We start from the raw sequence: 17,288 nt of genomic DNA, 5'->3' as shown, positions 1-17,288 counted from the left end.
GCGCAGGCGGGGCCGGGGGCGCGACGAAGGCTTCGTTGACCTCTTCGATCGCATCCATCGACTGGCCGACGGCGTAGTCGGCCATCAGGCCGTAGGTCACCATCTGATCCGGATCGGTCTGAGCCCAGGCGCTGTTGCTCGCCATGCCGTCAACCATGGGGGCGACGCCGGCCAGGGTTTCGGCGACGATGGCGTCGATGTCGATTGCGGCCAGGGCCTGATTGGCGATTTCACCGGCCTGTTGCGTCGCCATGGTGGTGAAGGCGGCGACATGGGGCTGGTACTCGGACCACAGGGCCGCCACGCGCAGGCCCTTGGCGGTTTCACTGAGGGCGTCGTCGTCCTGGATGGCTTCGGCGCGTTCGCCGAACTCCTCCATCTTCTGCTCGAAGGCGGCGGCGGCGGCCTCCAGCTGGACCTCGGCGGCGGTCTTGCTCTCCTGGGCTACGGCGGCGGAGACGGGCAGCAGGGCCAGGGCGGCGGCGAGCGACAGGGCGCGGATCATCGGAGGGCTCCTTCGGCGGACGTCGCAAGGTCCGCCGAAGGAGGAACGATCTCAAGTGAAATCGCGGTAAGGCGCGGAGGCGCCTTGCCGATCAGTTCGCCGCTGGGGGCGTCGCCGGGGCGGCCAGGGCCTGGTCGATGCTGGCGCGGATCTGGGCCGGAACGGCGCGAACCTGAGCCGGCCCGGCCGTGGCGGCGGCGAGGATCTGGTCCTTCTGAGCGGCGCGCTCAGGTCGGTCGGCCAAGGCGCGCATGAAGGTTTCCAGTTCAACGGCGAAGGCTTCGAACTTGGGCTCGTAGCGGTCCAGGATGGCGTTGGCGCCGGCCTTCTTGGCGGCGGCGTCGAGGGCGGCGTCTTCCATCACGGCCTGTAGTTCCACGCCCATCTGCTGGGTCTCGGCTTCGAAGGCCATGCCCTTGGCTTCAAAGGCGGTTTCTTCTGGCGACATGGCGGGGGCGGCGGTGACGGCCGGGCTCTGGGCCGGGGCCGCTTGCGCGGCGTCCTGGGCGACGGCGGGCGCGGCGAAGGCGAGCGTCGCCGCAGCGGCGGCGAGGGTCAGGCGCAGGGACATGAGGAAGGCTCCGGCAGGGCGGGAGCCTGATGCTCGCCGCAGGACAATATCGATCACTTGATCGATGATGATGGCAAGGTTGGCCTTGTCAGAGGCCCAGGGCAAGCGTCAGCATGGGACCATGAAGCGATCCCATGTTCTTTTCGGCCTGACCGTCGCCGTCGGCCTTGTTCTTGGCGGCGCGCAGGCCGAGGCCCAGACGCCGGCGCGCGTCTATTCAGTTTCGGGCGACTGCGGCGGAAAGCCCGCGACCACGGTGCGCATGGCGCCGGGGTTCTGCCTGGGTCTGGTCTGGCAGGGCGCGGGCGCCGAGGGGCCGAGGATGCCGCGCGGCTTGATGCCGCTGGAAGGCGGCGACTGGCTGGTGACGGACCTGGGCGGCTGGGAGGCGGGCAAGGGGGCGGTCTGGCGGCTGTCGTTCGCCAGCGACGGGGCGGCGCGCTGGCGGCGTCTGGCGGCCGGGCTGTCGATGCCGCACACCGTGGCGCGCGGGCCGGACGGGCGCATCTATGTGTCGGAGATGAACCGCATCCTGACCCTGGACCCTGAGGCGGCGGACCCGGCGGCCAGCGTGCGCACCGTGATCGGCGACCTGCCGGACAACCGGCTGCATGATAATCGCCACCCGCTGTCGAGCTTTGTCTTCGACGGGAACGGCGACCTGCTGGTCAATGTCGGGGCGCCCAGCGACCGCTGTCTGGACGCGGCGGGCAAGGTGAAGGCGGACGCGCGCGGGGCCTGCGTCGAGGAGGCGGCGACGGCCCAGGTGCGCCGCCACGCCTATCTGGGGAATGGGCGGTGGGCCGAGGAGAGCACGGTCTTCGCGTCGGGCCTGCGCAACTCCATTGCTCTGGTGCGGCATCCGTCGGGGACGGTGTTGCAGGCCGAGAACTCGGTGGACCTGACCACGCCCGAGCATCCGTTCGACGAGGTCAATGTGCTGCGTCAGGGCGGACACTACGGCTGGCCGTACTGCGTGGACCTGGCCACGCCGCTGCCGGGTTGGTCCGCGCGTCAGGCGCGCTGCGGCGAGCGGGATCGGCCCGTCGCCCTGCTGCCGCCGCACGCGGCGCCGCTGGACATGATCTATTACGAGGGGGCGATGTTCCCGGAACTGCGCGGGCGTCTGCTGATGACCTGGCACGGTTATCGCCGCACGGCGGGCCGGATCACGGCGGTGGAGACGGATGCGGAAGGTATGCCGCTGACCGATGTCGGCGGGCGTTACGCCATCTATCCGCGCGGGTCTTTGGCCTATCCAGCCGGGGCGCCGAGCGTGAAGGGCAGGGTGCTGACGCCGGGCTGGGACCGCGTGGCCGGGCGTCAGCCGCGCGGCTCGCCGGTGGTCATGGCGGTGGCCGCCGACGGGTCGATCTGGGTCACGGACGACCGCAGCCGGGCGATCCTGAGGATCGCCCGGCCCTAGTCGATACTAGCCCTTCGTGCGGGCGTCGCGCTTGGCCAGGACGCGCAGACGCAGGGCGTTCAGCTTGATGAAGCCCTCGGCGTCGTGGTGGTCATAGGCCTGGACGCCTTCTTCAAAGGTGACGAGGTCCTGGTCGTAGAGGCTGTTCTCGCTCTCGCGGCCGATGACCGTGGCGTTGCCCTTGTAGAGCTTGACCTGAACCGTGCCGGACACCTTCTGCTGGCTGTAGTCGATGGCGGCTTGCAGCATCTCGCGCTCGGGCGAGAACCAGAAGCCGTTGTAGACGAGGTGGGCGTACTTGACCGCCAGCTCGTCCTTCAGGTGCATGGCGCCGCCGTCCAGGGTGATGGACTCGATGCCGCGGTGGGCGGCCAGCAGGATCGTGCCGCCGGGGGTCTCATAGACGCCGCGCGACTTCATGCCGACGAAGCGGTTCTCGACCAGGTCGAGGCGACCGATGCCGTTGTCGTGGCCGTACTGGTTCAGGGCGGTCAGCAGGGTCGCCGGGCTCATGGCCTCGCCGTTAATCGAGACGGCGTCGCCCTTCTCGAAGCCGATGATGATGACGGTGGCCACGTCCGGGGCGGCTTCCGGCGAGATGGTGCGCTGGTGCACGAACTCGGGGGCCTCGACCGCCGGGTCTTCCAGCACCTTGCCCTCGGACGAGGAGTGCAGAAGGTTGGCGTCGACCGAGAAGGGGGCCTCGCCGCGCTTGTCCTTGGAGATCGGGATCTGGTGCTTCTCGGCGAAGTCCAGCAGGGCCTCGCGGCTGCGGAATTCCCACTCGCGCCACGGGGCGATGACGTGGATGTCGGGGTTCAGGGCGTAGTAGCCCAGCTCGAAGCGGACCTGGTCGTTGCCCTTGCCGGTGGCGCCGTGACAGACGGCGTCGGCGCCCAGCTGGCGCGCGATCTCGATCTGGCGCTTGGCGATCAGCGGACGCGCGATCGAGGTGCCGAGCAGGTACTGGCCCTCATAGAGGGCGTTAGCGCGGAACATCGGGAAGACGAAGTCGCGCACGAACTCTTCGCGCAGGTCGTCGATGAAGATGTTCTCGGGCTTGATGCCCAGCTTCAGCGCCTTTTCCTTGGCCGGGGCCAGCTCTTCGCCCTGGCCCAGGTCGGCGGTGAAGGTGATGACCTCCGCGCCGTATTCCGTCTGGAGCCATTTCAGGATGATCGACGTGTCCAGCCCGCCCGAATAGGCGAGGACGACTTTCTTGGGGGCGGGCGAGGTCATGGGTTGAAAAATCCTTATCGGCGCGGGGAGGCGTGTCTGGCGCGCTTAAAGGACCAGACGCCCCCTGATGCAAGGGCATGATTGTGTCGTGAGCCGCACATGTGAAAAAGGCGCCGCGACCGAAGCCGCGACGCCCTTCCTCTATTCAGGCGGACGCCGGCCTCAGACGAGGGCCTTGAGCTGGTCGACCAGGTCGGTCTTCTCCCAGCTGAAACCGCCGTCGGCGTCGGGCGTGCGGCCAAAGTGGCCATAGGCGGCGCTGCGGCGATAGACGGGCTTGTTCAGGCCCAGATGCTCGCGGATGGCGCGTGGGGTGGCGCCGCCGATCAGCTTGGGCAGTTCGGCCTCCAGCACGGCCGGGTCGATCTTGCCCGTGCCGTGCAGGTCGACGTGGACCGACAGGGGCTTGGACACGCCGATGGCGTAGCTGATCTGGATGGTGCAGCGGTCGGCCAGACCGGCGGCGACCACGTTCTTGGCCAGGTAGCGGCAGGCGTAGGCGGCCGAACGGTCGACCTTGGTCGGGTCCTTGCCCGAGAAGGCGCCGCCGCCATGCGGGGCCGCGCCGCCGTAGGTGTCGACGATGATCTTGCGGCCGGTCACGCCGGCGTCGCCGTCAGGCCCGCCGATGACGAAGGTGCCGGTCGGGTTGATGTGCCACTCGGTCTCGTTGGTGATGAAGCCCTGCGGCAGCACCTTCTCGACATAGGGTTTGACGATGGCGGCGACCTGATCCTGGCTCAGGCCGTCCTTGTGCTGGGTCGAGACGACGATCGAGGTGGCGCGCACCGGGCGGCCGTCCTGATAGAAGAGCGTGACCTGGCTCTTGGCGTCGGGCTCCAGGCCCGGCTCCTGGCCCGAATGGCGGGCCTCGGCCAGGGCCTTCAGGATGTTGTGGCTGTATTGCAGGGTGGCCGGCATCAGTTCCGGCGTCTCGTTCGAGGCGTAGCCGAACATGATGCCCTGGTCGCCCGCGCCCTCGTCCTTGTCCTCGCCGGCGTCGACGCCCTGGGCAATGTGGGCCGACTGCGGGTGCAGGTGGTTCTGGAACTGGAAGGTCTTCCAGTGGAAGCCGTCCTGCTCATAGCCGATGTCGCGCACGACGCCGCGGACGGTGTCCTCGATCTCTTGTTCGACGCCGGGGGCCCAGTTGCCCTCGACATCCATGATGCCTTGGCCGCGGATCTCGCCGGCCAGAACCACCAGGTTGGTCGTCGTCAGGGTCTCGCACGCCACGCGCGCCTCGGGGTCCTTGGACAGGAACAGATCGACGATGGCGTCGGAGATCTGGTCCGCGACCTTGTCGGGATGGCCTTCCGAGACGCTCTCGGAGGTAAACAGAAACGACGAACGGGCCAAGGCAGGCTCCTGCAAGACGGTGAGGGCGTCAAACATATAAAGATATGCTTATACGTTCAAGTGATGACCGAAGCCTTGCGCGGAATCATGAGGGCGCGCAGCACGGCGCACCGACGGCCGGGGCCGATGTTTTTCAGATTTCTGATGTCTGGAAGGAAGTGGTGCCGCTTAGGTGACGCGGTTCTCGGTGGGTCTGAAAGCCAATAAGCTCGGCGTTTTCAGCATCTTGCTCGGGTGACTGCTACACTTCTTGCCACCAAACTGCTACACCACCGGCCATGGCTAAGCCCCCAGCAGGAAGACCCGTCGGCGTCCCCACCCCCATCAAGCGCAAGGGTTCGCGCTTCTACTACATCCGCATGAAGGTGCCCCAGGCGTCCCGCGAGGCCTTGGGGAAGACCGAACTCTGGCAGTCGCTGGAGACTGACGACCTCGCCGTCGCCTGGGGCCGAGCGGTGGTCGAGGCTGGCTGGATGCGAGCCCAGATCGAGGCCGCCCGCCGAAACCCTGACGGGACGCGCAAGGACGTTAAGGGCGATCCTACGGCGGAGCAGCGGAAGACTGAGGCGTGGTGGGTCGAGCGCCGCGTTCCTGATCCCCGACGCCCCGGTCGTTACCTCATTCCGGAGGAGCTAGAGACCGAGTGGTCCGTGACGGTGGACGAGGTTCTCGGCGACCCTATCAACCGAGAGGGGGAAGCAGCGGAGCCGGAGTACGCTCCGGGCCGTGAAGAGGCTGCCCTTGAGTTAGTTGGGAAAGTGACGGGGGCGGTGGTGCCCGTCGCGGAGGAACTCGACCGCTACATGGCTCAGGAGGGCGTGAGAGCTAGCTACGCCGCACGAACGAAGGCGGCATCCAGCGCGCTAGCCGAGTGGCTTCTTGCCAACGGCCATGGCGACAACATCCATGCTGTGACGGGCAGGATCGCCATGCTGTGGTAGTCCGTCCCGCCGCGACGTGAAAACACCACACGCAAGCGGTGAGGCCCGTCGCCCTTCTGGCACTCGTCGCACAGACGCTCCAGCAGCCACCGCACAAGGTAGTTGTACAGGTAGCCCTTCTGTTTGAACGTCGTGGCGTATCGCGTCCCGGGGATGGTGATCTTGTGGGAGAGAGCGAGCGCTACCCCTATCGGCAATGCGGCCAGCTCTTGGCTGACCACGACTTTCTGGTCGTGGTTCAAGTTCCTGAAGTGGAGATCACGCACGTTGCGGAGTCGGCTAGTGATGCCGTTTCGCCAGGTCACGAGGTTCTTGTCGTTCTCGGCTGAGACGATGCAGGCGCCGATAGCCAGCCATCGCGACTGTCCACCAACGCCATTGACCTGCCGGAGCTTTCCGAAGCCCTCGTCGCCCGCTTCGTCGATGTACGCGATGATCTCAGCCATTAATCCGTTACGCCGCCCACTGCATGGTGGCGGGATCGGATGGTGGGCGCAAGTTGGGTAACCGTGTTTTTGGAGGGGGCAGCGATGGCCAGAGAGCTGCTACACCTCCAGCAGGCAAAACTGCTACACCACCGCTCGGGGCGGGATTGGTAGTGTGCTGATTTCCTTGGGCTTTCCTGCGCGAGGAAAAGGTGGTGCCGCTTAGGTGACTCGAACACCTGACCCCATCATTACGAATGATGTGCTCTACCAGCTGAGCTAAAGCGGCCTATACCCTACTACTCCACTACTAAGTGAAGCTGCTGCCCGTCAACCCGTTGGAACACCACAAGAAATAGCGGAAAACCCGCTACTTACGAATGATGTGCTCTACCGGCTGAGCTAAAGCGGCTCCGGTCGGCGGCCTGACGAGTATCGAGGGCCGCGCGAGGTCGGGTCTTTATACGGGTCCGGCGGACTTGCCAAGCGCTGTCAGCATGGAAGTTTCGTCGGGCGCCGAGGCGGTGCGGGTCTCGGCAAAGCTGAAGGCGTGGAGCGGCGCTGCGGCGGCGGCGGAAATGCAGACGGCGAGGCGGTTTTGGGCGGCGTCGGGGATCAGGATCGCGGCGAGAGCGCGGGCGGCGCGGGGGGAGTGCAGCAGGACGGCGTCGAAGTCGGCGGGGACGGCGGCGTCGGTTTCTTCGGCGGCGTAGACCGGCAGGCGCTGAACGGCGTGGTCAGGCAGGAGGGCGGGGAGGTCGCCGGCGGGCTCGCGGGCGCCGGGGGCGAGGATCAGACCGTCAATGCTCGTGGCGGCGATGAGGCGGGCCAGGTCGTGAACGTCGCCGGCGGCTGAGCGGGCGTCGGCGAAGCCGGCCTCGCGGGCGGCCTCGGCGGTGGCGTCGCCGACGGCGAAGACCGGCAGCGCGCGAAGCTCGGGCGTCAGGGCGGCGAAGGCTGCGACGCCGTTGGGGCTGGTGAAGGCCAGGGCGGCGACCGTGCTCAGGTCCGGCGCGGCGTCGAGAGCCTCGGGCAGGGGGCGCAGGGTCAGCAGCGGCGTGACGACGGGCGTGAAGCCGAGCGCCGTCAGCCGCGCGGCGGTGCGCGCGGCGCCGGGCTGGGCGCGGGTGATCCAGACGCGGCGAAGCGGCCGCATTGCCTAGAGGTCGATCTTCTGGTCGCCGGCCTCGGCGTGGACCTCGGCGCCGAGGCGCAGGCCGAGCGCGCGGGCGTCGTCGAGGGCGGCAGCGGGGGTGACGCCCGAGATTTCACCGGCGCGGCGCCAGCGGGCCGAGCCGTCGGGGCTGAGCATTTCGGTGGTCAGGCGCAGGGTTCCGGCCTCGATGGCCGCGTAGGCGCCGATGGCGGTGCGGCACGAACCTTCCAGCGCGGTCATGGCCCCGCGCTCGGCGGCGACGCAAAGCGACGTCAGGTCGTGGTTGAGCACGCGGGTCCAGTCGGCGTCGGCGTCGTCCTCGCGCGTCTGGATGGCCAGGGCGCCCTGGCCGGGGGCGGGCAGGAAGGCGTCCAGCGAGAGGCGCTCGCGGATGACCTCGGACAGACCCAGACGGTTCAGGCCCGAGCAGGCCAGAAGGATGGCGTCGAAGTCGCCGTCCCTGAGCCGCTTGAGCCGGGTGTCGACATTGCCGCGCAGCATTTCGATCTGCAGATCGGGGCGCAGGGCCAGGGCCTGCGCCTGACGTCGCAGCGAGGCGGTGCCGAGACGGGCGCCGTGGGGCAGGTTGGCGAAGGTCGCGAAATGTTCGCTGATGAAGCCGTCGCGGGCGTCCTCGCGTTCCGGCACGGCGGCGATGGCCAGGCCCTCGGGCTGTTCGGCGGGGACGTCCTTCATCGAGTGGATGGCGATATCGACGCGGCGGTCCAGCAGGGCCTCCTCGATCTCCTTGGTGAACAGGGCCTTGCCGCCGACTTCCAGCAGGCGGCGGTCCTGAATGCGGTCGCCGGTGGTGACGATCTCGACCAGGGGGACCAGGGTTTCGATGTCGGCCTCGGCCACGCCGAGCGCGCGGCCGATGGCGCGCTGCATCATGCCGGACTGGGCCAGCGCCAGCTTGGAGCGGCGGGTGCCGATGCGAAGAAGCGGGGTCATGAGGTCGCGCAGCCGTTGCGAAAGGGGAACCGGGCCGCTACCTCGACCCGATGAACACTGGCGCGGACTATAGCAGCGGGACCACGGGGGCAACCAAGCTGGGCTCCCCGAGCACTGGGGCCGAAAGCCGCGCCCCCGGCGCCGGGCTGACGGTTCTGGGCCTGGAGACCAGTTGCGATGAGACCGCCGCCTCGGTGGTGCGCCTGTCGGCGAGCGGGGCCGAGGTCCTCTCCAGCGTCATTCACAGCCAGATCGACGAGCACGCGGCCTTTGGCGGGGTGGTGCCGGAAATCGCCGCCCGCAGCCATGTCGAGATGATCGACGGGGTGGCGCGCCGGGCCATGGCTGAGGCCGGGATCGACTATGCCGCCCTGGACGGCGTGGCGGCGACCGCCGGGCCGGGACTGGTCGGCGGGGTCATGGTGGGACTGAGCTACGGCAAGGCGGTGGCCCTGGCGCGCGGCCTGCCGCTGATCGCGGTCAACCATCTGGAGGGGCACGCGGTCTCGGCGCGGCTGGGGGCGGAGACGACCTATCCGTTTTTGCTGCTGCTGGTCTCGGGCGGGCACTGCCAGCTGCTGGAGGTGCGCGGCATCGGCGACATGAGCCGGCTGGGTACGACGATTGATGACGCGGCGGGCGAGGCCTTCGACAAGATCGCCAAGGCCATGGGGCTGGGCTATCCCGGCGGACCGGCGCTGGAGAAGCTGGCGGCGTCTGGCGACGGCTCGCGGTTCGATCTGCCGAGGGCCCTGCTGGGGAGGAAGGACTGCGACTTTTCCTTCTCGGGGCTGAAGACGGCGGCCTCGCGCCTGGCCCAGACCTGCGAGACGGAGCAGGACAAGGCCGATCTGGCCGATGCGGTGCAGAAGGCGATTGCGCGCCAGCTGGCCGAGCGGACCGAGCGCGCCATGGTCGCCTATGCCGAGGCGCATGAAGAGCGCTTGTTTGTGGTGGCGGGCGGGGTCGCCGCCAACAAGACCATCCGGCGCACGCTGGAGGATCTGGCGACGAAGCACGGCTTCGGATTTCTGGCGCCGCCTCTGGTTTATTGCACCGACAACGCCGCCATGATCGCCCTGGCGGGGGCGGAACGGCTGGAAAAAGGGCTGACATCCGACATTGATGTCGCCGCCCGGCCGCGATGGCCTCTGGACGAGGCGCGCGCGAACGCCGATCCTGTGCACAAGAAAACGGGCCGCAAGGGCGCCAAGGCTTGATCAGCCGGGGTTCGAGCGGTGGTCGGGGGACCGGAGAAGACATGGAATTTCATACGGCAGGCGTAATCGGCGGCGGCGCCTGGGGCACGGCCCTGGCGCAGAGCGCAGCGGCGGCGGGCCTCGCGGTCGTCTTGCAGGCGCGCGAGCCGGAGGTGATCGAAAGCATCCGCGCGCGGCGCATGAACGACGCCTTCCTGCCGGGGATCGAGCTGGACTCGGCCATCAACGTCACCGCCGATCTGGCCGATCTGGCCGACTGCGATCTGATTCTGGCGGTGCCGCCGGCCCAGTATATGCGGGCGACGCTGGCCGCCTTTGCGCCCTATGCCCGGCCCGGTCTGCCCATCGTCCTGTGCGCCAAGGGGATCGAGCGCGGCTCGCTGAAGCTGATGACAGAGGTGCTGGCGGAGACCATCCCGTCGGCCACGCCCGCCGTCCTGTCGGGCCCCAGCTTCGCCGCCGAGGTGGCGCGCGGCCTGCCCAGCGCCGTGACCCTGGCCTGTGAGGATGAAGCCCTGGCCGTGGCTTTGGCGACGGCGCTGTCGGGGCCGGTCTTCCGCCCCTATCTGGCCGACGACCTGATCGGGGCCGAGACCGGCGGGGCGCTGAAGAACGTCCTGGCCATCGCCTGCGGCATCGTCGAGGGGCGCGAACTGGGCCGCAGCGCCCACGCTGCCGTCATCACGCGCGGCTTCGCTGAAATGACCCGCGTGGCGATCGCCTTGGGCGGCAAGGCCGAGACGGTCGCCGGCCTGTGCGGCCTGGGCGATCTCGTTCTGACCTGCTCCAGCCCGCAGTCGCGCAACATGAGCCTGGGCCTGGCCCTGGGTCAGGGCATGAGCGTCGAGCAGGCCCTGGCCGGCAAGCGCTCCGTCGCCGAGGGCTATGAGAGCGCGCCCGCCGTACGCGAACTGACCCGCAAGCTGGGCGTCGAGACCCCCATCTGCGAGGCCGTCGCCGCCGTCCTGGCGGGCGAGACCACGGTGGACGCGGCCATCGAGGCCCTGCTGACCCGGCCCCTCAAGCCCGAACGCGAATAGTGTCCGAGCCTGTGGAAGCGGCGCCGGAAGAGCGCAAGCGCGTCTGGAAGACGCCGCCGAACGTGGCCCTATGCGCCGAGGACGACATCGCCGATCCCGGCTCGCGCGGCTTCGTCTTGCAGATCGGCGAGGCCTTCTTCCACGGCTTCGTGGTCAGGAAAAACGGCCAGGTCGCGGGCTGGGTCGACCGTTGCCCGCACGCGGGATTCCCTATCGCCATGGAGCTGGATCGCTATCTGACGCCGGACGGATCGCTGATCATCTGCGGCTGGCACGGGGCCATTTTCGAGCCGCTGAGCGGATCGTGCGTCGGCGGACCGTGCGCGGGCGGCAAGCTGACGCCCTGGCCGGTCGAGGCCGGGGGCGGGGTAATCAGGACGGCTTGAGGTGATCTAGACCGCGCCTCCCATCTCCGCCGTCATCCTCGGGCTTGACCCGAGGATCGAGCCGTCGGCTCCGCTTCGGCGAGAGGCGAACTTCGCCCGTAATCAACCTGAAGCCGGCTGCGTGCGGGACGCCCGATCCTCGGGTCAAGCCCGAGGATGACGGGAGGAGGTTACGGTGGTAGAGCGGGCGCCGTCGCTATTCCTTCGGGACGATTTTCGGGTCCTTGGTGAAGGCGTCATCGACCTCTTCCTCGGTAATCCGCTTGGAGGGATCGCCGGGCTGGTTGAGGTTCTGCTCTTCGGTGCCGTCGCCCATCATGCCGGGATGGAGATCGGTCTTTTTCGGGTCTTGCTCGGCCATGTCGGGCTCCTTGCTGGATTACAGCAAGCAACACGGGCCGTGCATCGCCGTTCCATCACGGCGGCTTGACTAGGTCTTCAGGCGCTTGGCGTTGGCCACGGCGGCGGCGTGGATCGGCGACAGGGCCTTGGCCTGAAGCTTCAGCATAGACTCGCCCATGGTCCAGCTGTCGGACAGGGCGCGCGACCAGACGCCCATGCCCCAGGCGGCCTGCAAGGCTGCGGCGCTGGCCAGGCTGTCGGCCTTCGACAGACGGGTCATATGGGCCGAGGCCTCGGCGCCTTCGCGGTCGGCGATGCGCCGGCCCTGATCCGCCATATCCATGGCGCCGGCGGCGAGGGCGCCGGCGGAGGCCGTCATGGCCTGGACCTTTTCCGGGCCCATCCGGCCCAGTTCGACGTGGTCGGCGCGAAGGGGGTTGGCCATGGCCTCGCCCATGATGGTCAGACGACGGGCGATGACCTTGGCCGAGGCCTCAGCCGTCTCCTGTCCAGCGCGGACGGTGCGGGCGGCTCTATCAATGGGGTTCATGCGAGGACCGTGGGCCTGTTCCGCCTGTCTAGCAAGCAGAACAGACCCGTCGGGTTCAGGGCAGGACTTCGGCGGCGAAGGCCGAGACGTCCTGGATCAGGGCCGGGATGGCGGCGTCGATGATGCGCTGGCCGGTTTCCGGGCTGGCCTGGGCCGGGTCGGAACCGATGCGGCCGTCGGGGAAGCGGGCGCGGTAGTCGAGCGCGTCGCGGATCGGACCCATGGGGGCGATCTTCGGGCTGTAGTCGGCGCGCTTGATATGGTCCGGATAGGCGGCCTGCGTCACCGCGATCTCGGACGGGGTGGCGTGGGCGCCGTGGCCGACGGGGAAGATCTCCTCGCACAGCTTGTGCACGCCGGGCAGGTCCCACCAGTTGCGCAACTTCAGGACAAACGGGGGTTGTTCCTCGACGAAGGACCAGTCGGCGTAGATCTCGGCGAAGGTCGCCTCGATGGTGGCGACGTTGCCGCCGTGGCCGTTGAGGAAATAGATGCGCTCGAAGCCGTGACGGGCCAGGGACGCGACCCAGTCGGTGATGGCGGCCATGAAGGTCGAGGGGCGCAAGCTGATGGTGCCGGCGAAGGCCAGGTGATGCTGGGCCATGCCGATGTTGAAGGTCGGGGCGATGATCAGGCTCTCGTCGCCCTTCTCGGCGGCGTGGGCGATGATCTCGGGGCAGAGCCAGTCGGTGCCCAGGAGGCCGGTCGGGCCGTGCTGCTCGTTGGAGCCGATCGGCACGATGACCGTCTTGGACAGGGCGGCGCCGGACTTCAGGCGCGCGTCGATTTCGGGCCAGGACGACAGGTGGATCAGCATGGGGGACTCCGAAGGGGCAGGCGAACGTTTGGGCTCTACGCCGATCCGGCCAAAGGGCCAAACCGGACAAGCCTAGTCAGGGGCGAAGGCGCGCATGAAGCGGCGGGCCGTCTCGCGGGCGCGGGCGGGGGCTTCGTCCTGATGCGGGTGGGGCAGACCCAGGACCGAACGCAGGTGGCCGTGGCCCAGGACCATGCCGGAGAACATCTCGGCGGCGGCGGCGGGATCGGGCACGCACAGCAGCCCCAGACGGTCCTGCTCGGCCAGCCAGGCGGCGATGCGGCGCACGCTCTCACCCGGCCCGGCGTCATAGATGGCGCGGGCCAGTTCGGGGGCCTCGGGGGACATCAGGGCCACGCCGCGCAGGGAGGCGCCCTTGCCCTCGCGGCAGATCTTGGTGATCAGGGTTTCGGCGATGGCGGCCAGCACCGCTTCCGGGGCGGCACCGGATTTCAGCGGGGCGGTGACGGCGTCCGAACGCTGGGCCGCCAGGGCGCGGGCGATGTCGATCTTGGTCGGAAAGCGGTTGTAGAGGGTCTGTTTCGACACCCCCGCCCGGCGCGCGATCTCGGTCATCGAGGCCTGGGCGCCCTTTTCCACGAACAGGTCCGAGGCCGCCTGAAGGATGGCGGCGCTCTTGAGCGCGTCGACCTGACCGGGGGCGCGGGGCATCAATGCACCTCGGACGGACCGGCGGCGGGATCGGCCTTGCCGGGCTTGGACAGCAGGGTGACGAAGGCGGCGCCGGCGCAGGCGATGGCCAAGAGGGCGAAGGCGTCGCCGAAGGCCAGGGTCGTCGCCTGCTTTTGCAGCATGCCGTAGAAGGCCTTCATGGCGGCGGCGTGCGGGTCGATGGAGCCCGAAAAGCGCTGGGCCATGCCCGCGATCATGTTGCGCACCGCGACGTCCGACTGATTGATGGCGCTGGTCAGCTCGACCATGTGCAGGGCGGTGTTCTGGGTCAGCGACGTGTTGAGGATGGCCAGGCCGAAGGCGCCGCCGACGTTGCGGCTGAGATTCACCAGCCCCGAGGCGTTCTTGACCATGTGCGGCGGCAGGGTGGACATGGTCACTTGCTGCGAGGCGATCATGGCGATCATGACGCCGCAGCCGCGCACGGCCTGAACCCCGGCGAACTCCCAGAAGCCCCAGTCGCCTGTGACCAGACGGGCGTCCCACATGCCCCAGGCGCACAGGCCGAAGCCTACGAACATCAGGATGCGCGGGTCCAGCTTGCGCACCAGCCGTCCGGCGAAGGGGGCGGTGGCGAACATGGCCAGGCCTGAGACCACCATGGTGGTGCCGACCTCGGCCGCCGAATAGTCGCGCACCCGCCCAAGGAACAACGGCAGCAGGAAGGTCCCGCCGAACAGGGCCGCGCCGACGATGAAGGTCATGACAACCCCGACGACGAAGTTGCGGTTGGCGAAGGCGCGCAGCTCGACGATCGGGTTGTAATAGACCAGCGAGCGCCAGATGAAGGCCGGGCCGCAGATCAGGGCCACGAGGCTGAGCAGCAGAATGTGGTCGTCGGCCAGCCAGTCGTTCTTGGCCCCTTCCTCCAGCACGAATTGCAGGCTCATCAGGAAGGCGGCCATCAGGCCCAGACCCCACCAGTCGAAGCCCTTGCTCAGGCTGGCGTCGCCCTTGTCGAAATGGGCGTAGCGACCGACCAGGAAGAGGACGACCACGCCGGGGAAGATGTTGATGAAGAAGAGCCAGCGCCAGCTGAGCCATTCCGTCAGATGGCCGCCCAGGGTCGGGCCGACCGTGGGGGCGAGCGTCACGATCAGGCCCATGATGACGCTGGCGGTGACGCGCTTCTCGGGCGGGAAGGCGGTGAAGGCCACGGCGAAGACGGTCGGGATCATGGCCCCGCCGAGGAAGCCCTGCAGCGCGCGGAAGAAGATCATCATCTCGACCGAGGTCGAGAGGCCGACGGCCACGCTCATGATCAGGAAGCCGATGCAGGAGGCCAGGAAAAGCTTCTGCGTGCCCCACAGCCGCGACAGGTATCCCGACAGGGGGATCATCACGACCTCGGGGATCAGATAGGCGGTCTGAATCCAGCTGATCTCGTCGGCCGAGGCGCCGACCCCGGCCTGAATCTGGGGCAGGGAGGCGGCGACGATCTGGATGTCCAGAATGGCCATGAACTGGCCGATGACCATGCCGGCGAAGCCTAGCAGCAGGACCGTCCAGTTGATCTCGGGCTTGGCTTCCGCGACGGCGGCTTCGGTCACCGGGCCGGGTCCAGCGAGGCGACGGCGACCTCGCCCCGATGGGCGTCGGCGAAGGCGGCGCCGCCCTGGCTCTTCAGGTCCACCTTGACCTCGACCGACAGGCCGGGACGCAGGGCGACAGGCTCGCCGGTGGCGCGGCGGTCGACGACGATACGGACGGGGACGCGCTGGGTGATCTTGGTGAAGTTGCCGGTGGCGTTTTCGACTGGGATCAGGGCGAACTCCGAGCCGGTGGCCGGGGCGAAGCTGTCGACGTGGCCGACGATGGACTGGCCGGGGAAGGCGTCAGCCTTGATCTCAACCGTCTGGCCCAGGCGCATGCGGCCGACCTGGGTCTCCTTGAAGTTGGCGACCACATAGGTGTCTTGCAGGGGAACGATGGACATCATCTGCCCGCCGGCCTGGACCACCTGGCCGACACGGACGCCGCGGGCGCCGACGACCCCGGCGACGGGGGCGCGGATGACGGTGCGGTCCAGGGTCAGCTGAGCCTGTTCGACCAGGGCTCTAGCCTGTTCGACGGCGGCGACGCTCTGGCTGCGGGTCGAGCCGAGCACGGCGGCGGTGCGCTGTTCGGCGGTCAGGGCGGCCTGGGCCTGGGCGACCGAGGCGCGGGCGGTCTCGGCGGTGGCGCGCTGGGTCTCGATGCGTTGTTGCGACACCCAGCCCTCGGCGGCCAGCTTGCCGTAGCGATCGACCTCGGCGCCGGCCAGGCCGGCCTGGGCCTGGGCCTGGGTCACGGCGGCGGCGCGGGCGGCGATATTGGCCTGTTCCTGCTCGGCGCGGGCGTCGACATTGGCCACGGCGGCGGTCAGGGCGGCCAGATTGGCCTGGGCCTGGGCCAGGGCGGCCCGGGCGTCGGCGTCGTCCAGACGGGCCAGGATCTGCCCGGCCTCGACGCGCTGGTTGTCCTTGACCAGGACCTCGATCACCGAGCCGCTGATGCGCGGGCTGACCAGAACGGTGTCGGCCTGGACGAAGGCGTTGTCGGTCGCCTCCCAGCGCTGCTTGCCCTGCCACCAGATGACGCCCCCGACGATGAGGCCGATGACGACGACCCCGCCGACGATCAGGGGCAGGCGTTTCTTGAGAGGGGCGGGGAGGGCCATGGGGAGACAGCTCGCTTCGATTTCGGCGCGTAAAATGGACAGGAGCGTCCAGAAATCAAGAGGCGCCTGCGCGATTTCGTCGCACCGTGTCGATTTCGTCCGGTTGACGCCGCGCGCGGGGAAGGCGAAGCGAGGGCATGACCGTTCGCCAGCGTCCCCCTTCCAAGGCCGTCCGCGCCGCCCTCAGCCCGCCGCCGGGCAAGCGGTCGCGCGCGCCGAAAAAGGCGCCGGTCGGGGCCGTGATCGGCTGGCCGCCGGGCGAGGATCGGGTCGAGGAAATCTTCGTGCGCCTGTCGGGGGTCATGCCGGACCCCAAGACCGAGCTGGATTTCGTCAATCCCTACACCCTGGTGGTGGCCGTGGCCCTGTCGGCCCAGGCGACCGACGTGGGGGTCAACAAGGCGACCAAGGCCCTCTTCGCCGTGGCCGACACGCCGCAGAAGATGCTGGCCCTGGGCGAGGAGGGGCTGATCCCGCTGATTTCCTCCATCGGCCTCTATCGCACCAAGGCGCGGAACGTCATCGCGGCGGCGCGGATGCTGGTCGAACAGCACGGCGGTGAGGTCCCGCTGAACCGGACCGATCTTCAGGCCCTGCCCGGCGTGGGCCGCAAGACCGCCAGCGTGGTGCTGAACGAACTGGGCATCGAGCCGGCCATTGCGGTGGACACACACGTCTTTCGCGTCTCGCACCGGCTGGGGCTGGCCAACGCCGCGACGCCGGACAAGGTGGAGACCCAGTTGCACAAGGTCGTGCCCGAGGCCTGGCTGCCCAAGGCGCACCACTGGCTGATCCTGCATGGGCGCTACACCTGCCTGGCGCAGCGGCCCAAGTGCGGCGCCTGCGTGATTGCGGACCTGTGTCCGTCGCGGGCGAGTTTCGTGGGGGCTTGAGCGTCTTGTTCTCTCCCTTCCCCCTCGAGGGGGGAAGGGCCGGGGATGGGGGTGTGGACGCTAAGGTGTGCTTTTAGGCGCGGGCGGCTGGAGGGTCGGTGTCTCTAGTACA

General features: G+C 68.6%; 19 protein-coding genes and 1 tRNA gene. 6 read left to right on the top strand and 14 right to left on the bottom strand.

Going from position 1 to position 17,288, the window contains the following annotated elements; all coding sequences use genetic code 11:
* Positions 1-505 (bottom strand): hypothetical protein (locus HX774_RS03175; RefSeq protein WP_178824145.1); only part of this gene is annotated, 505 nt, incomplete at its 3' end.
* 91 nt (positions 506-596) lie between these two features.
* Positions 597-1,076, bottom strand: coding sequence for a translation initiation factor IF-2 (locus tag HX774_RS03170; protein ID WP_178824143.1), 480 nt, complete (start codon positions 1,074-1,076; stop codon positions 597-599).
* A gap of 121 nt (positions 1,077-1,197) precedes the next feature.
* Here HX774_RS03170 and HX774_RS03165 point away from each other — a divergent pair, with 121 nt between their 5' ends.
* Complete coding sequence (locus HX774_RS03165; protein WP_178824142.1) at positions 1,198-2,502, top strand: sorbosone dehydrogenase family protein; 1,305 nt, start codon at positions 1,198-1,200, stop codon at positions 2,500-2,502.
* 6 nt (positions 2,503-2,508) lie between these two features.
* Here HX774_RS03165 and HX774_RS03160 read toward each other — a convergent pair whose 3' ends face one another.
* Positions 2,509-3,741: an argininosuccinate synthase gene (locus HX774_RS03160; protein ID WP_178824140.1), complete on the bottom strand. Its 1,233-nt coding sequence runs from the start codon at positions 3,739-3,741 to the stop codon at positions 2,509-2,511.
* A 162-nt stretch (positions 3,742-3,903) separates the two neighbouring features.
* Positions 3,904-5,100 (bottom strand): methionine adenosyltransferase, encoded by a 1,197-nt coding sequence (metK, locus tag HX774_RS03155; RefSeq protein WP_178824138.1) that lies wholly within the window; start codon positions 5,098-5,100, stop codon positions 3,904-3,906.
* A gap of 278 nt (positions 5,101-5,378) precedes the next feature.
* On the opposite strand from metK, the gene HX774_RS03150 reads away from it, so the two are divergent.
* Positions 5,379-6,041 carry a DUF6538 domain-containing protein gene (locus HX774_RS03150; protein WP_178824136.1) on the top strand — a complete coding sequence of 221 codons (663 nt, stop codon included), beginning with the start codon at positions 5,379-5,381 and terminating at the stop codon, positions 6,039-6,041.
* On the opposite strand, the gene HX774_RS03145 is transcribed toward HX774_RS03150, so the two are convergent.
* From HX774_RS03145 to hemC, 4 genes are all read right to left on the bottom strand, one after another.
* Positions 5,930-6,487: a DUF3800 domain-containing protein gene (locus tag HX774_RS03145; RefSeq protein WP_178824134.1), complete on the bottom strand. Its 558-nt coding sequence runs from the start codon at positions 6,485-6,487 to the stop codon at positions 5,930-5,932. The genes HX774_RS03150 and HX774_RS03145 overlap by 112 nt on opposite strands.
* 192 nt (positions 6,488-6,679) lie before the next feature.
* Positions 6,680-6,755: transfer RNA gene (locus tag HX774_RS03140), tRNA-Thr, on the bottom strand.
* A 171-nt stretch (positions 6,756-6,926) separates the two neighbouring features.
* Positions 6,927-7,622: a uroporphyrinogen-III synthase gene (locus HX774_RS03135; RefSeq protein ID WP_178824132.1), complete on the bottom strand. Its 696-nt coding sequence runs from the start codon at positions 7,620-7,622 to the stop codon at positions 6,927-6,929.
* Positions 7,623-7,625: 3 nt separating this feature from the next.
* On the bottom strand, positions 7,626-8,576 hold the full coding sequence (gene hemC / locus HX774_RS03130) for a hydroxymethylbilane synthase (RefSeq protein ID WP_178824130.1): 951 nt from the start codon (positions 8,574-8,576) through the stop codon (positions 7,626-7,628).
* A 50-nt stretch (positions 8,577-8,626) separates the two neighbouring features.
* Here hemC and tsaD point away from each other — a divergent pair, with 50 nt between their 5' ends.
* From tsaD to HX774_RS03115, 3 genes are read left to right on the top strand one after another with little or no spacing between them, the layout of a single operon-like run.
* Entirely contained in the window at positions 8,627-9,796 is a 1,170-nt protein-coding gene (tsaD, locus tag HX774_RS03125; RefSeq protein WP_255499960.1) for a tRNA (adenosine(37)-N6)-threonylcarbamoyltransferase complex transferase subunit TsaD, read from the top strand.
* Between the two features lie 41 nt (positions 9,797-9,837).
* On the top strand, positions 9,838-10,836 hold the full coding sequence (locus tag HX774_RS03120) for an NAD(P)H-dependent glycerol-3-phosphate dehydrogenase (RefSeq protein ID WP_178824128.1): 999 nt from the start codon (positions 9,838-9,840) through the stop codon (positions 10,834-10,836).
* Positions 10,836-11,222 carry a Rieske (2Fe-2S) protein gene (locus HX774_RS03115; protein ID WP_178824126.1) on the top strand — a complete coding sequence of 129 codons (387 nt, stop codon included), beginning with the start codon at positions 10,836-10,838 and terminating at the stop codon, positions 11,220-11,222. Before HX774_RS03120 ends, HX774_RS03115 begins: the two co-directional genes overlap by 1 nt.
* Before the next feature lie 196 nt (positions 11,223-11,418).
* Here HX774_RS03115 and HX774_RS03110 read toward each other — a convergent pair whose 3' ends face one another.
* From HX774_RS03110 to HX774_RS03085, 6 genes are all read right to left on the bottom strand, one after another.
* On the bottom strand, positions 11,419-11,583 hold the full coding sequence (locus HX774_RS03110; protein ID WP_178824124.1) for a hypothetical protein: 165 nt from the start codon (positions 11,581-11,583) through the stop codon (positions 11,419-11,421).
* Between the two features lie 69 nt (positions 11,584-11,652).
* The gene (locus HX774_RS03105; protein ID WP_178824122.1) at positions 11,653-12,114 is read right to left on the bottom strand and encodes a phasin family protein; all 462 of its coding nucleotides are present in this window, start codon (positions 12,112-12,114) and stop codon (positions 11,653-11,655) included.
* 55 nt (positions 12,115-12,169) lie between these two features.
* Positions 12,170-12,931 (bottom strand): creatininase family protein, encoded by a 762-nt coding sequence (locus HX774_RS03100; RefSeq protein WP_114818734.1) that lies wholly within the window; start codon positions 12,929-12,931, stop codon positions 12,170-12,172.
* 72 nt (positions 12,932-13,003) lie between these two features.
* Positions 13,004-13,603, bottom strand: coding sequence for a TetR/AcrR family transcriptional regulator (locus HX774_RS03095; protein WP_178824120.1), 600 nt, complete (start codon positions 13,601-13,603; stop codon positions 13,004-13,006).
* Positions 13,603-15,174 carry a DHA2 family efflux MFS transporter permease subunit gene (locus HX774_RS03090; RefSeq protein ID WP_370523331.1) on the bottom strand — a complete coding sequence of 524 codons (1,572 nt, stop codon included), beginning with the start codon at positions 15,172-15,174 and terminating at the stop codon, positions 13,603-13,605. Before HX774_RS03090 ends, HX774_RS03095 begins: the two co-directional genes overlap by 1 nt.
* The gene (locus HX774_RS03085; RefSeq protein WP_178824118.1) at positions 15,171-16,283 is read right to left on the bottom strand and encodes an HlyD family secretion protein; all 1,113 of its coding nucleotides are present in this window, start codon (positions 16,281-16,283) and stop codon (positions 15,171-15,173) included. Before HX774_RS03085 ends, HX774_RS03090 begins: the two co-directional genes overlap by 4 nt.
* Positions 16,284-16,420: 137 nt before the next feature.
* Here HX774_RS03085 and nth point away from each other — a divergent pair, with 137 nt between their 5' ends.
* Entirely contained in the window at positions 16,421-17,176 is a 756-nt protein-coding gene (nth, locus tag HX774_RS03080; protein ID WP_178824116.1) for an endonuclease III, read from the top strand.
* Positions 17,177-17,288 lie beyond the last annotated feature (112 nt).

Source organism: Brevundimonas sp. P7753 (assembly GCF_013386595.1).
Classification (GTDB): Bacteria; Pseudomonadota; Alphaproteobacteria; order Caulobacterales; family Caulobacteraceae; genus Brevundimonas; species Brevundimonas bullata.
The sequence above is the reverse complement of the archived record's forward strand: the minus strand, read 5'-3'. Positions and strand labels throughout refer to the sequence as shown.

Excerpts from the sequence above, each read along its gene's own strand:
- HX774_RS03170 (WP_178824143.1), bottom strand. The coding sequence starts at position 1,076 with ATGTCCCTGCGCCTGACCCTCGCCGCCGCTGCGGCGACGCTCGCCTTC.
- HX774_RS03165 (WP_178824142.1), top strand. The coding sequence starts at position 1,198 with ATGAAGCGATCCCATGTTCTTTTCGGCCTGACCGTCGCCGTCGGCCTT.
- HX774_RS03160 (WP_178824140.1), bottom strand. The coding sequence starts at position 3,741 with ATGACCTCGCCCGCCCCCAAGAAAGTCGTCCTCGCCTATTCGGGCGGG.
- HX774_RS03150 (WP_178824136.1), top strand. The coding sequence starts at position 5,379 with ATGGCTAAGCCCCCAGCAGGAAGACCCGTCGGCGTCCCCACCCCCATC.
- HX774_RS03145 (WP_178824134.1), bottom strand. The coding sequence starts at position 6,487 with ATGGCTGAGATCATCGCGTACATCGACGAAGCGGGCGACGAGGGCTTC.
- HX774_RS03135 (WP_178824132.1), bottom strand. The coding sequence starts at position 7,622 with ATGCGGCCGCTTCGCCGCGTCTGGATCACCCGCGCCCAGCCCGGCGCC.
- hemC (WP_178824130.1), bottom strand. The coding sequence starts at position 8,576 with ATGACCCCGCTTCTTCGCATCGGCACCCGCCGCTCCAAGCTGGCGCTG.
- tsaD (WP_255499960.1), top strand. The coding sequence starts at position 8,627 with ATGAACACTGGCGCGGACTATAGCAGCGGGACCACGGGGGCAACCAAG.
- HX774_RS03120 (WP_178824128.1), top strand. The coding sequence starts at position 9,838 with ATGGAATTTCATACGGCAGGCGTAATCGGCGGCGGCGCCTGGGGCACG.
- HX774_RS03110 (WP_178824124.1), bottom strand. The coding sequence starts at position 11,583 with ATGGCCGAGCAAGACCCGAAAAAGACCGATCTCCATCCCGGCATGATG.
- HX774_RS03105 (WP_178824122.1), bottom strand. The coding sequence starts at position 12,114 with ATGAACCCCATTGATAGAGCCGCCCGCACCGTCCGCGCTGGACAGGAG.
- HX774_RS03100 (WP_114818734.1), bottom strand. The coding sequence starts at position 12,931 with ATGCTGATCCACCTGTCGTCCTGGCCCGAAATCGACGCGCGCCTGAAG.
- HX774_RS03095 (WP_178824120.1), bottom strand. The coding sequence starts at position 13,603 with ATGCCCCGCGCCCCCGGTCAGGTCGACGCGCTCAAGAGCGCCGCCATC.
- HX774_RS03085 (WP_178824118.1), bottom strand. The coding sequence starts at position 16,283 with ATGGCCCTCCCCGCCCCTCTCAAGAAACGCCTGCCCCTGATCGTCGGC.
- nth (WP_178824116.1), top strand. The coding sequence starts at position 16,421 with ATGACCGTTCGCCAGCGTCCCCCTTCCAAGGCCGTCCGCGCCGCCCTC.